We start from the raw sequence: 14608 nt of genomic DNA, 5'->3' as shown, positions 1-14608 counted from the left end.
TGCGATCAACTCTGGAGTTGCTCCTCAGCGGGAGGCGAATTCTACAGCGCTACAACCGCGTGTCAAACTCTTTTTTCTCACCGCTGTCGATCAATCCAGACCCGACCTCCTTCCTCGCTGACTCTTCACTCTAAAACCTTGCAAACTATTGATCTACAAGGCTTTTTCGTTTCCGTCTGCGCCGGAAGTGGGGCGAATTATAGACACATCACAGAGGGCGTCAACCGTTAATTTCAAAATCGCCGAAATTGACCATTTCGTGATTACCTATATAGAAGAGCACGCGCGCCTTGCGCAATATATTGCCCAATACTTGATTATTCCGCATCATGCGTCATTACCTTTGCCCGGATCACACCCAGGATGTACATCTGAAATGTCTGAGAAATCCCGCAACATAGCCTCTGCCCTGTTCCCTCTGGGGCTGCTGATGATCGCCATGATCTCCATTCAAAGCGGCGCATCGCTGGCAAAGAGTCTTTTCCCTGTCGTGGGTGCGCAAGGCACAACGACCCTGCGACTGGTATTTGCCAGCCTTATTCTGGTTGCCGTCCTGCGACCATGGCGGGCGAATCTGACAGCTAAGTCGTTACGCACCGTCGTGATCTACGGCATTGCGCTGGGTTGCATGAACCTTCTCTTCTATATGTCGTTGCAGACAGTGCCCCTGGGGATTGCAGTAGCGCTGGAATTCACCGGTCCGCTGGCTGTGGCTTTGCTGTCTTCCCGCAAGCCCATTGATTTTCTCTGGGTGACTCTGGCAGTCATCGGCCTGCTGTTGTTGATCCCGCTGGGGACCTCAGCTGCCGCAATTGATCTGCTCGGTGCCGGCTATGCTTTGGGCGCAGGCGTGTGCTGGGCCGCATACATCGTGTTCGGTCACAAGGCCGGCGCCGACAATGGTGTGCAGACAGCAGCGCTTGGCGTTGTGATTGCCGCGCTGTTCATAGGGCCAATAGGCGTGATACACGCAGGCTCTGCGTTACTGGATATTTCACTGATACCCGCAGCACTGGGTGTCGCCATCCTCTCGACTGCCCTGCCCTATAGCCTGGAGATGATTGCCCTAACGCGGATGTCAGCGCGTACATTCGGCACGCTGGCAAGCCTGGAACCCGTCTTCGCCGCGCTTTCAGGCCTGGTGTTTCTCCATGAAAGCCTTTCACTGACTCAATGGCTGGCGATCGGCGCAATCATCTTCGCGTCCATCGGCGCAACCCTTGGCTCTGCAAACAGCAAACCTCAATTGGTACCGGCCGACTGAACTTACCACGCATCAAGAAGCCATATGGCACTAGCATTTGTTACGCGCATGCGCCATGTTTGTACCTGACCGATTTATCTTCGGTGGCTATGCGTTACAGTTCAAAAGACTCATGGTCCAGTCAATCGGATGGATCGCGATCAGCAATGGCCCGCTAAGGAAAGGAATGAAATACATTTTTGTCGTATTGGCCATCTTGGCTGTGGCAGGTTGTGCAGCCACGTCCAAACCCGTCACGCAAAGCAAGCGAGGCATCCACATCAACTGCTCAGGCCTCACCTCGTCCTGGGCAAAATGCTACGAACTGGCTACCAACTCCTGCGCGTCGAGAACATTCAAGGTGATCGCCAAGTCCGGCGATGCCACCGAGGAGCCCGAAGACTATCCGTTCGGCCTGAACCCGGCGGGTTACACCAGCCGCAGCATGATCATCGTCTGCAGGAAAGCAGCACCACTGGCTGAACCGTTACCGCAGGACTGAGCCTGCGGCAACGCGAAAGCTTGATCAGACAGGAATCGTCCTGGCCTGCAGCCACAGCAGCGCAGTGCCCTGCAGCAATGGGCTCAAGCGCGTCAGAACCTGCACATGGTAGTCATTCAGCCAAGTGCGTTCTTCTGCGTTCAACATCGACACCTCAAGGCAACGGGTGTCGATAGGACACAGCGTCAGCGTTTCGAAGCGCAGAAACTCGCCGAACTCGGTTTTACCGGCTTCCTGGTTGATCACCAGGTTTTCGATACGCACTCCCCAGCGCCCAGGCCGGTAAGTACCCGGCTCGATGGACGTGATCATGCCCGGCAGCATGGCCGTCTGCGGTGTTGCAGGTGCCTGATAGGCAATGACCTGCGGCCCCTCGTGCACATTCAGGAAATACCCCACACCGTGCCCGGTGCCATGGCCGTAATTGACACCCTCACTCCAGATAGGCGCTCGGGCAATTGCGTCCAGCAGCGGCGACTGAATACCCTTGGGAAAGTGCGCACGCGATAGCGCGATCACACCCTTGAGCACGCGAGTACAGTCCTGTTTCTGTTCAGCGCTCGGTGTTCCGATCGCCACCATGCGCGTGATGTCGGTGGTACCACCAAGGTACTGCCCGCCCGAATCGATCAGCAGCAAACCGTCGCCTTCTATCCGCGCATGCTCCGCCTCGGTCGCGCGGTAATGCGGCATCGCGCCATTGGCGTTGAATCCCGCAATGGTGGCAAAGCTGGGCGAGACATAACCCGGACGTCGCTCGCGTGCCTGAGTGAGCTTTTCATCAATGGTCAGTTCGCTGACAGGCTCTCGCCCCAGCGCACTGTCCAGCCAGGCGAAGAACTCGCAGAGCGCGGCGCCGTCCTGCTCCATGGCCTGACGGATGTGGGCCGTATCGGTCTCGGTTTTTTGCGATTTCAGCAACGTGCTGGGGTTGAGCCCTTCAACCAGCGTGACCTCGCTGTCCAGGTAATCGAGCAGCCCGCAGGTAACCCGCGCCGGATCGACCAGCAGTCGCGCGTCCTTAGGCAGTTCGCGCAAGGCGGCGCCAATCTGCGTGTATTCCATGAGGTTGATACCGTCGCGCTCCAGGCGCGCACGTACCGAGTCCGGTACTTTCTTCGAGTCCACGAACAGCGTGACGCTTTGCGGACCGATCAAGGCAAATGCGATGAACACCGGATTGTAGGAAACGTCTGCGCCACGCAGATTGAACAGCCAGGCGATGTCGTCCAGTGTGGCGATGAAATGCCAGTCAGCTTTTCGCTCGACGATAATCTGACGAACCCGCGCGAGTTTTTCGTTACGGTCCAGTGACGCCTGGGGAGGCAAATGCTCGTAAATCGGGTGAGACGGCAACGCGGGGCGGTCCTGCCACAGCTCGGTGAGCAGGTCGATATCGGTTCGCAGCCGCGCACCACGTTCGTAGAGCTTGCTTGCCAATGTCCGCGAAGAGGCAACGGCCAGAACCGCCCCATCAACGGCAACCACGCTCTCTGCCTTGGCTTCATCTGCCAGCCATTCGAGCGGGCCTTGTTGGCCGGGCATCAGCTTCACCAATTCGATGCCGCTGCCAGCCAGCTCCTTGGTGGCCTGTTCCCAATAGCGGCTGTCAGCCCATATGCCGGCGAAATCCTGGGTGATGATCAGCGTACCGACCGAGCCGTGAAAACCCGACAGCCACTGGCGCCCCTGCCAATAGCCGGGCAGGTATTCGGAGAGGTGCGGATCCGCTGACGGCACCAGATAGGCATCGATGCGCTCCCTGCTCATCAAGGCGCGGGTTTGCGCCAAACGTTCTGCCACGTCTGAACTGGCATTGGATTGCGTACTCATTGACTCTCCTGCTGACCCGGAAATTGACTGCTTTCACCGGTTCAGATAATGGAGCACTCATCGAGCCTGAGCAACCGCCCAGAACGCTGGCTGAATCAGAGAGGCGCGAATCGAGTCAGCCGCGCGCGCTATGTCCTGCTCGCGAGTGAAGCGCCCCAGACTCAGGCGTATGGTCTGGCTGGCGGCCTGCGGGCTCAGCCCAAGGGCCAGCAGGACATGCGACGGCAGGTTTTTCGCCGAGTTGCAGGCGGAAGTGGACGAAAAGGCGAGGCTCTCACCCAGCGCGGCGACGTCCAGATCGTTATGGGTGAACGTAAAACTGAGTGTGTGGGCAATCCGCTGTGTGGGACTGCCGTTGATACATACCCCGGGAATCCCGGCCAGGCGTTTACAAAGAAGATCGCTCAGCCGCTGTATTTCAACCACCTCACCTTCGAGCACCTCTGCCGCCAAGGCAAAGGCCGCGCCCATTCCGGCAATCTGATGCGTTGCCAGTGTCCCCGAGCGTAAGCCACATTCGTGCCCTCCCCCATGTATCTGGGCGAGAACACGCTGCTGCGCACGCGGACCGACGTACAAAGCGCCGATGCCCTTGGGCCCGTAGATTTTGTGTGCCGAGAGCGACATCAAATCTACCGCGAGCTGGCTGAGGTCGATTGGCAGCTTGCCAGCGCCCTGTGCAGCGTCGACATGCAACAGCGCCCCGTGCCCCCGTACGCGTCTGCCGATTTCGGCGATGTCGTTAACGGTACCCAGTTCGTTATTGACCAGCATCAGCGAGACCAGAAATGTATCGTCACGCAAGGCTGCACTGACGGCATCGGCACTGATCAGGCCCTCGCTGTCCGGCGCCAGCCAGGTGACCTCGACGCCCTCCTGCTCAAGTTGACGGGCGGTGTCGAGGGTAGCCTTGTGCTCGATCAGGCTGGTGATGATATGACCGGGTTTGCCTCCGGCGACGGCTGCCTGGCGCTTGGCACGCTCCTGAGCCACCCCCTTGAGTGCCAGATTGCTGGACTCGGTCGCGCCGGAAGTCCAGATGATCTGCGAGGCTTGCGCACCCACCAGATGCGCAACCTGCTCACGGGCAAGCTCCACTGCAAGGCGGGCCTTCTGGCCGAACGAATGGGAGCTGGAGGCCGGATTGCCGAAGTTGCCTGACACCCCCAGGCAATCGACCATCACTCTGATAACGCGCTCGTCCACAGGGGTGGTGGCGGCGTAATCGAAATACAGCACTGGCTCGTTCATGCGCGCTCCTCGTTCACAGACCATGAAGAGGATCATGCACGAAATCAAATAGAACTAAAAATTATCAATTAATATTTATATAGACAAAAATAGAATATAAAGAAATTGGCCATCGTAAAGTCTGTTGATCTCTGCACGCCCGACTGAGGCGGCAGTCTGTGTCATTAAATACACATCGAAAGATGATATTTTTTTGACAGTCTTATAAATCAATACTTTAGATTATCCAATCTACCATTTATCAAAAATCTAACAGAAACCTGACGAAATAATTTGACAGATACCCTGCCGCCACCGATATATAGGACCGTCAGGCACACTCCGGTTTTACGCACATGCCGCAGAGCATAGCGTCGGAATAATCAGCCGAAGTTGACTGCTGTCCCGTCTCACCCTGTCAGTTATTTCCACGGCGCTTATCCGGCGCTGGCGGATGCCTGTTGACTCTCCATTCCTTTTTTAAATGCTGAATGCGTTCGGTGTGGCGGTAGCGTTGCCTGTTGCAATGCGACCCACTCGACGCTTATGCGTTGATGCTCGGTAAACGGCTCCCTGACTGGATCGACCGGTTCGGCGGTAGCGTGCCCGGCAATCAACGTACGTCTGCAACGGATGCCCGGTCACCCGCTTGGCAACGCACTGATTCATAGAAACATGGAGGCTTCGATGATTAACGTGACCAAGACGTACCTGGGTGATATCGACCAGTTCAAACGCTATGTCGAAGGCATCTACGCACGTGGCTGGCTGACCAATCACGGGCCGCTGGCCAGGGAGCTGACGGACCGACTCAAAGACTACCTGGGCGTCAGACACATTATTCTGACCAACAACGGCACCCTGGCCCTGCAAGTGGCCTATCGGGCGCTGGGGCTGAGCGGCAGCGCAGTGACTACGCCATTCAGTTTTGTCGCGACCAGCAGCTCGCTGCAATGGGAAGGCATCCGGCCCATCTTTGCCGACATCGATGCGCACACCTGGAACATCTCGCCCAACCACATCGAAAACAGCATTACCGAAGACACCACGGCGATCGTCGCCACCCACGTGTTCGGCAATCCTTGCGACGTGCAAGCCATCGAGCAAATAGCCCGCAAGCACAAGCTCAAGGTCGTCTATGACGGCGCACACGCATTCGCCGTGCGTCACGCAGGCCAGTCGGTGCTCAATCACGGCGACATCAGTACCTTGAGCTTCCATGCCACCAAGCTGTTTCACACCATTGAAGGTGGCGCGATCATCACCAACGATGACGAGCTGGCCAGACAAGCCCATCTGATGTGCAACTTCGGCATTTCCGGCGTCGACCGGATCGATAGCCTCGGCATAAACGCCAAGCTCAATGAGTTCTCCGCCGCCATGGGGCTGTGCATTCTCGACAACATCGGCAACATTCTCGAAGCTCGCGCGGAGATAGCCGACCACTACACTTCGTCGCTGCAAGATTATCTGGATCTGCAGACACCCCAGGCCGATAGCCAGCTGAATCACAGCTATTACCCCGTGGCCCTGCGCGACGAGCAACAATTGCTGGGCGTGCGCACGGCACTCAACCAGCACAAGATCAACCCTCGCCGCTACTTCTACCCTTCACTGGATACCCTTGAATACCTGCAGCCGCAACCCGGCCAGCCAGTCTCCAGAGCGTTGAGCGAGCGAGTGCTGTGCCTGCCGATCTATCCCGGTCTGCTGAGAAGCGAGCAGGACCTGGTCATCCGCACCCTGATCGAAGCCTGCAGCGAGACTGACTATCGGGCTTGCACCGTTGCACAGGTCTGCTGACGATCATGCCGAGCAAACACTCCCTCATTCGCAACACCCTCCTGAATTACAGCGGGCAGGCTTACGTACTGCTGATCGGAATTCTGATCATGCCGTTCTATCTGGGCCACCTGGGCGCCGAAGCGTACGGCCTGATCGGTTTTTTCACCCTGCTGCAGGCCTGGCTGCAATTGCTGGATGCCGGCCTGTCGCCCAGCCTGGTGCGTGCGGTGGCGCATGCGCGAGACACTCCAGCACGTAAACAACACCTGGGCCGTCTGCTGCGCTCGTTCGAACTGATCTTTCTGCCGTTGGCAATGTTCAGCGCCCTGCTTGTCGGTGTCCTCAGCCCCTGGATCGCCGCGCACTGGCTGAACGCAAACACGCTACAACCCGACACGCTGACCCATTGCATCACCTTGATGGGCATCATCATTGCCCTGCGCCTGTGTTCGACGCTGTACAAAAGCGCGATTCAGGGTCTTGAACAACATGCCTGGCTCAACGCCGCCAATGTGTCGATCGCGACGTTGCGCTACTTCGGTGGCCTGGTGCTGGTCAGTCAGTTTTCCCGGGACCCACGGGACTTCTTTGAATTTCAACTCGCGGTGGGGCTGATCGAAGCCCTGCTGTTTGCCGGCAAGGCACGTGGGCAAATGCCTGCGCCGCATTGGCTGACCGGTCTGGACTGGCCATTGATCAAGCCGATCCTGCCGTTCGCCGCCAGCCTGTCGCTGAGTGCTGTGCTGTGGATCGTGCTGACTCAGGTGGACAAGGCTCTTTTGTCGAATCTGCTGCCGCTGGACCAGTACGGCTATTTCTCATTGGTGGCGTTGATCACTACCGGCATCGTGATGCTGACCAACCCGCTGGTCCAGACGCTGCTGCCGCGCCTGACCGTGTTGATGGCCGAAGGGCGACGCGACGATATGCACGCCCTGTTTCTGGCCGCCAATCGCCTCGCCTGTACCTTTTTATTCCCGCTGGCTGCGGTCATTGCCCTGTACGCAGAGCCGTTGATCCTCGCCTGGACCGGCGATCCGGTTGCCGCGCGCTGGAGTCGTCCGGTGCTGGGCTGGTACGCGCTGGGCAGCGCCATCATGGCCGCCAGTGCCTTTCAGTTCTATTTGCAATACGCCTATGGCCGGATGCATTTGCACCTGTGGTACAGCCTGATATCGACGCTGGTCAGCGTGCCGGTGATGGTTCTGGCGATCCATTACCAGGGCGTGTACGGCGCGGCGTTGGCGTGGTTTTTTCTGCGGGCGACGTCCTTCGCGATATGGCCAGTCATCGTGCATCGACACCTGGCCCCCGGTCTTCATCGCCAGTGGTTGAGCGACATTCTGCGGATCAGCGCGATGAGCGCTGCAGGCCTGGTGGTCAGCGCCCCCGTCTTCAATCTGATTGCCGGTGAAAGCCGAATCAGCGTGCTTCTGGCACTCGCGCTCAGCGGGCTTGTCACCCTGACACTGGTGGCGACGAGTCACCGGCCGCTGGCATCGAAACTCTATGTTCTGTTCAGTAAACCGAGTACTTGAGCCATGGACGACACTGTAAAGAATACCGACGAAACCTGCCTGGCGCCGCCGCTGCTGAGCATCGTATGCCCCGCCTACAATCAAGAGGGCTTCATCGCTCAGACGCTGGACGGGCTTTTGGCACAGCAGACCGATTTCAGGTACGAAATCCTGATCAACGACGACGCCTCCACCGACGGCACCGCGCGCATCATTGCGCACTACGCCGAGCGGTATCCGACGATCATTCGGGCCTTCTATCAACAGGTCAATCAGTACAGTCAGGGCAGCGCGTGCGTCCCGGGCCTGTTTGGCCAAGCACGCGGTCGCTACATCGCCTACTGCGAAGCCGATGACTACTGGACCGATCCGCAAAAACTGCAGCTGCAAGTGGACTTTCTCGAAGCTCATCCGGATTACGTCATCACTTATCACGACGCGTTCGTCTTCGATGAGCACGGGCAGTATGGCGTGCAGTTGCAAGGTCATCTGCGCGCCGATGCCTCGGCGCTGGAGTTGCAAAAAGCGAGACGCCTCTCGACCCTGACTGTCTGTTTTCGCAATGTGTTCAGCCAGATGCCGCCCGAATTGAGCCTGTGCAGCGCGCCGTTGAACGATATGTGCTGGTGGTCGTTGCTGGGGGCCTACGGCAAGGGCAAGTTCATGGCCGGGATCAAGCCGGCCGCCTATCGCATGCACCCTGGCGGGGTGTTCTCAATGCGCAGTGACAAACGCAAGTTGCACATGAACCTGCAGACCTGCTCAAGCCTGGCCAACTATTACAACCGCCTGGGCAATCAGCCGCTGTACCAGCATTTCCTGATGCAGACGGTGTGCCTGTCGCTGGCCGCACTCGCCCCCCGCCACAAGCTGCAGACGGTGTGGAAGGTGGCAGGCAACGTGATCGGCAATCTGCGCAGGCGCCTGTTGCCGGATACTGGCAACGCTCATGTTCAGTAGTGTGCTGGTGTTGTGCGTCGGCAACGTTTGCCGCAGCCCGATGGCGGTCGCGATGCTGCATGAACGCCTGAAGGCCACGCAGGTGCGTATCCAGTCGGCAGGCATCGCCGCGCTATCGGGTTCGTCGATCGACCCGACGGCACATGCGGTGCTGCAGTCGCACCGGGTGCAGCCTCGGCGGCATGCCGCTCGCCAGGTGAATCGCGAGCTGCTGCGCGAGGCCGACCTGATCCTGCTGATGGAGCAGGCGCATTTTTCCAACGTCCTCGAACTGGCCCCCGAAGTGCGCGGCAAAGCGTTTCTGATCGGTAAATGGCAGGACCCGCTCGACATCACCGACCCTTACCGGCGGCCCGCGTCAGCCTTCGAACAGACCTACGCGCAGCTCTCACGCTGCATCGACGACTGGCTTCCCCATTTTCAGTCAGGAGCAACAGGATAAATGACCGTCATGAACCATCCTTCCCTGAATTTCCAAGCGGACTCCCGGATTGATCTGGCAACGGTCCTGCGGATGCTGTTCGATCACAAAACCCTGATCCTGTGGACCGTCGGCCTGTTTTTTCTGCTCGGCCTGGGCTACGCCATTCTGGCCACGCCGGTGTATCAGGCCACCGCCATGATTCAGATAGAACCCCGAAAAATCGGCATCGAGGGTACGCCGGAAGTCAGTGCCAAGCCACTCTCGGTGTCGCAGGCGACCACCGAGATCGAGTTGATCAAGTCCCGCGCGCTGCTGGGCAAGGTCGTCGACGATCTGAAGCTCAATAGGCTCCAGACACCTGATTTGTTTCCTGTGATCGGTCCTTATCTGTATCGCACCTTCAAGCCCGCACGTGACGGTGAACTGGCGCAGCCTTTATTTGGCCTGACCCAATATGCGTGGGGCGGCGAAAAAATAGAGGTGTTCCAACTGGAAGTGCCAGAGCACCTGCTGGGTGAAAAACTCACCCTGACCGCAGGCAAACCCGGCCAGTTCTCGCTCTACGATAGCGAACACAATCTGCTGCTCGGCGGGGCGATCAATCGCGTGGTCGAAGGCCAAGGAATCAAGATTCAGGTCGCTACGTTGCAGGCCCGGCCCGGTACCGATTTCACTGTCTCCAGACAGCGCACACTCAGCACCGCGCTGATCTATCAGAACCGCCTGAAGATCGCCGAGGCCGGCAGGGATTCGGGGATCATCTACCTGTCGATCGAGGACCAGGATGCGCAACGGGCCAACCGGATTCTTGATGAAGTCAGCCATCTGTATGTACGCCAGAACGTCGAGCGCAGTTCTGCCGAAGCCGCCCAGCGACTGCAGTTTTTGCGCTCGCAGTTACCCGCCGTACGCAAGCAGCTCGAAGAATCGGAAACCGCACTGAATACCTTCCAGACCAGCGCCCGGTCGGTGGACCTGAGTATCGAAACCAAGGGGGTGCTTGACCAAGTGGTCAGTCTCGACTCAATGCTGTCGGAACTGAAACTCAAACGCGTCGAACTGGAACGGCTGTATACCCGCGAGCACCCGACCTATCGCAGCCTGATGAGCCAGATGAACCAGCTGGAACAACAGCGCCAGGGCCTGCTGAAAAAAATCGACGCGCTGCCCATGACCCAGCAGGAGTTGTTGCGCCTGACCCGTGATATGCAGGTCATCAGCCAGACCTACACACTGATGCTCAACAAAAGCCAGGAGCAGGACATTCTGCGCGCCGGCAACATCGGCAACGTACGGGTCATCGATAACGCCGACACCAATGTCGAAAGACCCGTCAAACCGATGAAAACACTGATCGTGCTGATTGCCACGCTGCTCGGCGCGCTGGTCGCGATGACCATGGTTTTCGTGCGCCAGGCGTTCTATCGCGGCATCGAAAGCGCCGAGAGCATTGAAAATCTGGGCATGCCGGTCTACGCGTCGCTGCCGCACTCGCGCCAACAGGAGCATCTGGACAAGCGCGACCATGCCGGCCAGGAGTCGAAGTTGCTGAGCATTGCCGCGCCCGCCGAGCTGGCGATCGAGTCATTGCGCAGCCTGCGCACAAGCCTGCACTTCGCCATGCTTGAAGCGCGTAACAACGTGCTGATGATCTCCAGCCCGACACCGGGTGCCGGCAAGTCTTTTGTGTCGAGCAATCTGGCGACCATCATTGCTCAGACCGGCAAACGGGTCCTGCTGATCGATGCCGACATGCGCAAAGGCTACCTGCATCGCCTCTTCGGTCTGCAACCCAAACACGGGCTGTCCGACACACTGGCGGCGCGTCTGCGCTGTACCGAGGTCATCAACAGCACCCGTGTCCGGCATCTGGATTTCATCTCCTGTGGTTTCGCCGCGCCCAACCCCTCGGAGCTGCTGATGCATGACAACTTCCACAAGATGCTTGCCGAACTGTCGCCGCTGTATGACCTGATTCTGATCGACACCCCGCCCATCCTGGCCGTGACCGATGCGACGCTGGTGGGCCGTCAGGCGGGCACTTGCCTGCTGGTGGCGCGCTTTGGCATGACCACCGTCCAGGAAATCGAAGCCAGCAAACGCCGTCTGGGTCAGAACGGAATTCTGATCAAGGGCGCCATTTTCAACGCGGTGGTGCGCAAGGCCACGACCTCCGACTACGACTGCGCCGCCTACGGCTACAACTACCACCCCGCGCCCCGATAGCCGGGGCGCTGCTTGCCGCTGACCGAGCTGTTTCATTTAAAAGGAATTAACCATGTCCCACTCCGACCAGGATGTCCGCTGGTACCTGATCCAGACCAAACCACGGCAGGAAGCCCGCGCCGAAGAACATTTGCGGCGTCAGCAGTTCGAGTGCTATCGACCGTTACAGGCCGATGCAAAAAAACCCGGCACCAGGGTTCAGGCCGGCGAGGCCTTGTTCCCCGGTTATCTGTTCATTCACATGGATCAGGTGCAGGACAACTGGTACCCGATTCGCTCCACCCGCGGCGTCTCGCGCATCGTGACTTTCGGTGGTCATCCGGTCCCGGTTCGGGATCATCTGATCGAGCAGATCCGCCAACGACTCGCCACACCCGCGCCGAAAACACAGTTTACCCAGGGGGACGCGGTGCTGATCACCCATGCCAGCTGGGGTGAAGTCGAGGCCATCTTTCTGAGTGAAGATGGCGCGCAGCGCGCGGTGATCCTGCTCAATATGCTGCAACGTCAGCAAAAAGTGGTGTTGCCGATCAGCAGCCTGTCGCGAATCGAGGCGAGCGCCTAGCGCTCGAACCCGCCGCAACCTGCCGCACGACGTGTACTGAAAGCATGCGTCGCACGCCTGTTTCACCAGCCTCGGAATCGCACCATGCCGCGTCAGACCACCCTGGTGACGCTCACCTATGGTGACCGTTTCAGCTATTTGCACACCCTGATCAGCCGCTCGCTGGAAAGCCCGCTGATTGGCCGCGTGATCGTTGTCAGCAATGCTTCCACCGCGCCACTGCAAGCGCTATGCGATGAGTGGCCCGATCGGGTTCAGGTGATCTGGCTGCCGCACAACACCGGCTCGGCCAATGGCTACTCGGTGGGCATTAACGCCGCGCTGCAAACCGGAGACGACTGCATCTGGCTGATGGACGACGATAACGCACCGACCGCGCATGCCATCGAGGCATTGCATCGATCCTTGCGTGAACGGCAACTCATCGACGGCCAGGACAACTGCGCGGTGCTCGGCTTTCGCCCCACGCATCAAGCCGACATCGCCGCAGGTGTGCCGCTGCAATATGCGATCCAGCGGCGCTCAAGCTTCTTCGGCTTTCACATCGCACAGTTGCCGTACAAGATCTGGCGACGCCTGCCGTGGGGAAAGCCCGATGCCACCCGGCTGATGCCGGAACACGTGCAACTGCCTTTTGCCACTTACGGCGGGCTGCTTGCCCATCGCAGCCTTTACCAAAAGATCGGCCTGCCGCTGGATGCTCTCAAGCTGTACAGCGATGACAGCGAATACACCTGGCGCATCACCGACGGTGGCGGAAAGCTGTTTCTGGTGCCCGATGCGCGGCTGGACGATCTGGAAGACTCCTGGAACATCAAGGCACGTACCCGCAATGTCTATGAAAGCTACCTGCTGGGCGGATCGGATCTGCGCGCCTACTACGCAGCGCGCAATCAGGCCTGGTTCGACAAACATGTCTGGGCGGCCTCCCCAATCAGCTATCGGCTCAATCGCTGGGTTTTTCTCTGCCTGCTGAACCTGTATGCCTGGCGCTGTGGCGCAGTGCAGCGTCTGGACCTGCTCAACGACGCCATTCGCGAGGGCGAAGCCGGCAGGCTGGGCCTGAACAGGGCCTACCCGCTATGAAAATCCTTTTCATCAACAGCCTCTACGCGCCCGATATCGGCGGCGGCGCAGAAATCATTCTGCAACGTACCGTCGAGGGCTTGCAGCAGCGCGGGCACAGCGTCGCGGTATTGGCCACCACTGACCGACCTGGCTTGCAACTGGCGGAGGTCAACCGGGTCAAGGTCTATCGAGCCGGCCTGCTTAACCGTTACTGGCACTTCATCGCCCAGCGTCCGGGCCGTCTGGCGCGCTTTGCCTGGCACTGGCGCGATCGCTACAACGCAGGCATGCGTGAGTACGTGGAGCGCGTGATGGAGCTGGAGCAGCCGGAACTGGTGGTGTGCCATAACCTGACGGGCTGGTCGGTCTCGGCATGGGACCAGATCACCCAGGCCAATTGCCCGATCGTGCAGGTGCTGCACGACTTTTACTTGCTGTGCCCGGCAAGCACGATGTTCAGAAAGGGCAAAAGCTGTCAGCGCCGCTGCACGACGTGCACACGGTTGCGCAGTCAGCATGCACACCAGTCGAAACAGGTCAGCGCGGTGGTCGGTGTCAGCCGCTTCATGCTCGACACGCTGCGGGAGCAGGATTATTTCAAGCATGCCAGAGGCTATGTGGTGCATAACGCCAGCCCGTTTACGCCAGCGCTTCGCGAGCAGCCCAAGGCACTTGTCAATGACGCACCGTTGCGTTTCGGTTACCTGGGCACCCTGTCGACCAACAAGGGGCTGGAGTGGCTGATCGAGCAGTTCCAGCGCCTGCCGTTCAAAGCCACCCTGCAGATTGCCGGGCGCGGACAGTCGACTGACGAAAAGCGCTTCAAAGCCATGGTCACGTCCCCCGACATCAGTTTCGTCGGTTTTCAGAGACCCGAGAACTTCTATCGCCAGATCGATGTGGCGATTGTGCCTTCCCTGTGGAATGAGCCGTTCGGCATGGTCGCGGTCGAGGCATGCGCGCACTCGCTGCCGGTCATCGCCAGCCGCATGGGCGGGCTCACGGAAATCATTCAGGAACCGCTCAATGGCTTGCTGTGCAGCCCCGATGATCCTGACTCACTGGGGCTGGCGATGCTCAGGCTGCATCAGCAGCCCGAACTGCTGGCACGCCTTGGCAGCCAGGCACGCAGCAGCGTCGCGTCGTTGATGAATCTGGACCTGATGCTGGACCAGTACGAAAGCATTTTTGCCCAGACCTTGCAGGACCGCAGCACGTAGCACAGCGAACGGGCGCAATCGCCCCCTTTGACGAC

The 14608-nt window shown here is 59.0% G+C and carries 12 protein-coding genes; 10 read left to right on the top strand and 2 right to left on the bottom strand.

Annotation, left to right across the window (positions count from 1 at the left end):
• The first annotated feature begins 376 nt into the window (after positions 1-376).
• Positions 377-1264, top strand: a complete 888-nt coding sequence (gene rhtA / locus BLR16_RS20615) for a threonine/homoserine exporter RhtA (RefSeq protein WP_003370628.1) — start codon at positions 377-379, stop codon at positions 1262-1264.
• Between the two features lie 166 nt (positions 1265-1430).
• The gene (locus BLR16_RS20610; RefSeq protein ID WP_003370625.1) at positions 1431-1745 is read left to right on the top strand and encodes a hypothetical protein; all 315 of its coding nucleotides are present in this window, start codon (positions 1431-1433) and stop codon (positions 1743-1745) included.
• A gap of 24 nt (positions 1746-1769) precedes the next feature.
• On the opposite strand, the gene BLR16_RS20605 is transcribed toward BLR16_RS20610, so the two are convergent.
• Positions 1770-3578 carry an aminopeptidase P family protein gene (locus BLR16_RS20605; protein WP_054081644.1) on the bottom strand — a complete coding sequence of 603 codons (1809 nt, stop codon included), beginning with the start codon at positions 3576-3578 and terminating at the stop codon, positions 1770-1772.
• A gap of 57 nt (positions 3579-3635) precedes the next feature.
• Complete coding sequence (locus BLR16_RS20600; RefSeq protein ID WP_072366950.1) at positions 3636-4829, bottom strand: cysteine desulfurase family protein; 1194 nt, start codon at positions 4827-4829, stop codon at positions 3636-3638.
• Positions 4830-5495: 666 nt separating this feature from the next.
• Here BLR16_RS20600 and BLR16_RS20595 point away from each other — a divergent pair.
• From BLR16_RS20595 to BLR16_RS20560, 8 genes are all read left to right on the top strand, one after another.
• On the top strand, positions 5496-6611 hold the full coding sequence (locus BLR16_RS20595; RefSeq protein ID WP_003436464.1) for a DegT/DnrJ/EryC1/StrS family aminotransferase: 1116 nt from the start codon (positions 5496-5498) through the stop codon (positions 6609-6611).
• Between the two features lie 5 nt (positions 6612-6616).
• On the top strand, positions 6617-8131 hold the full coding sequence (locus BLR16_RS20590) for a lipopolysaccharide biosynthesis protein (RefSeq protein WP_074808839.1): 1515 nt from the start codon (positions 6617-6619) through the stop codon (positions 8129-8131).
• A gap of 3 nt (positions 8132-8134) precedes the next feature.
• Positions 8135-9070 carry a glycosyltransferase family 2 protein gene (locus BLR16_RS20585; protein WP_074808828.1) on the top strand — a complete coding sequence of 312 codons (936 nt, stop codon included), beginning with the start codon at positions 8135-8137 and terminating at the stop codon, positions 9068-9070.
• Positions 9060-9512, top strand: coding sequence for a low molecular weight protein-tyrosine-phosphatase (locus BLR16_RS20580; protein WP_003436458.1), 453 nt, complete (start codon positions 9060-9062; stop codon positions 9510-9512). Before BLR16_RS20585 ends, BLR16_RS20580 begins: the two co-directional genes overlap by 11 nt.
• Complete coding sequence (locus BLR16_RS20575) at positions 9513-11720, top strand: polysaccharide biosynthesis tyrosine autokinase (protein ID WP_074808825.1); 2208 nt, start codon at positions 9513-9515, stop codon at positions 11718-11720. It abuts the gene before it with no gap.
• Between the two features lie 52 nt (positions 11721-11772).
• Positions 11773-12285: a transcription/translation regulatory transformer protein RfaH gene (gene rfaH, locus BLR16_RS20570; protein ID WP_054081640.1), complete on the top strand. Its 513-nt coding sequence runs from the start codon at positions 11773-11775 to the stop codon at positions 12283-12285.
• A gap of 84 nt (positions 12286-12369) precedes the next feature.
• Positions 12370-13371, top strand: a complete 1002-nt coding sequence (locus BLR16_RS20565) for a glycosyltransferase (protein WP_003370604.1) — start codon at positions 12370-12372, stop codon at positions 13369-13371.
• Entirely contained in the window at positions 13368-14573 is a 1206-nt protein-coding gene (locus BLR16_RS20560; protein ID WP_074808823.1) for a glycosyltransferase family 4 protein, read from the top strand. The genes BLR16_RS20565 and BLR16_RS20560 overlap by 4 nt, the downstream gene beginning before the upstream one ends.
• Positions 14574-14608: the final 35 nt, after the last annotated feature.

The organism is Pseudomonas sp. BS3767 (assembly GCF_900099665.1).
Classification (GTDB): domain Bacteria; phylum Pseudomonadota; class Gammaproteobacteria; order Pseudomonadales; family Pseudomonadaceae; genus Aquipseudomonas; species Aquipseudomonas cerasi.
Note: the sequence above shows the minus strand (reverse complement) of the source record. Positions and strands in the feature narration are given on the sequence as shown.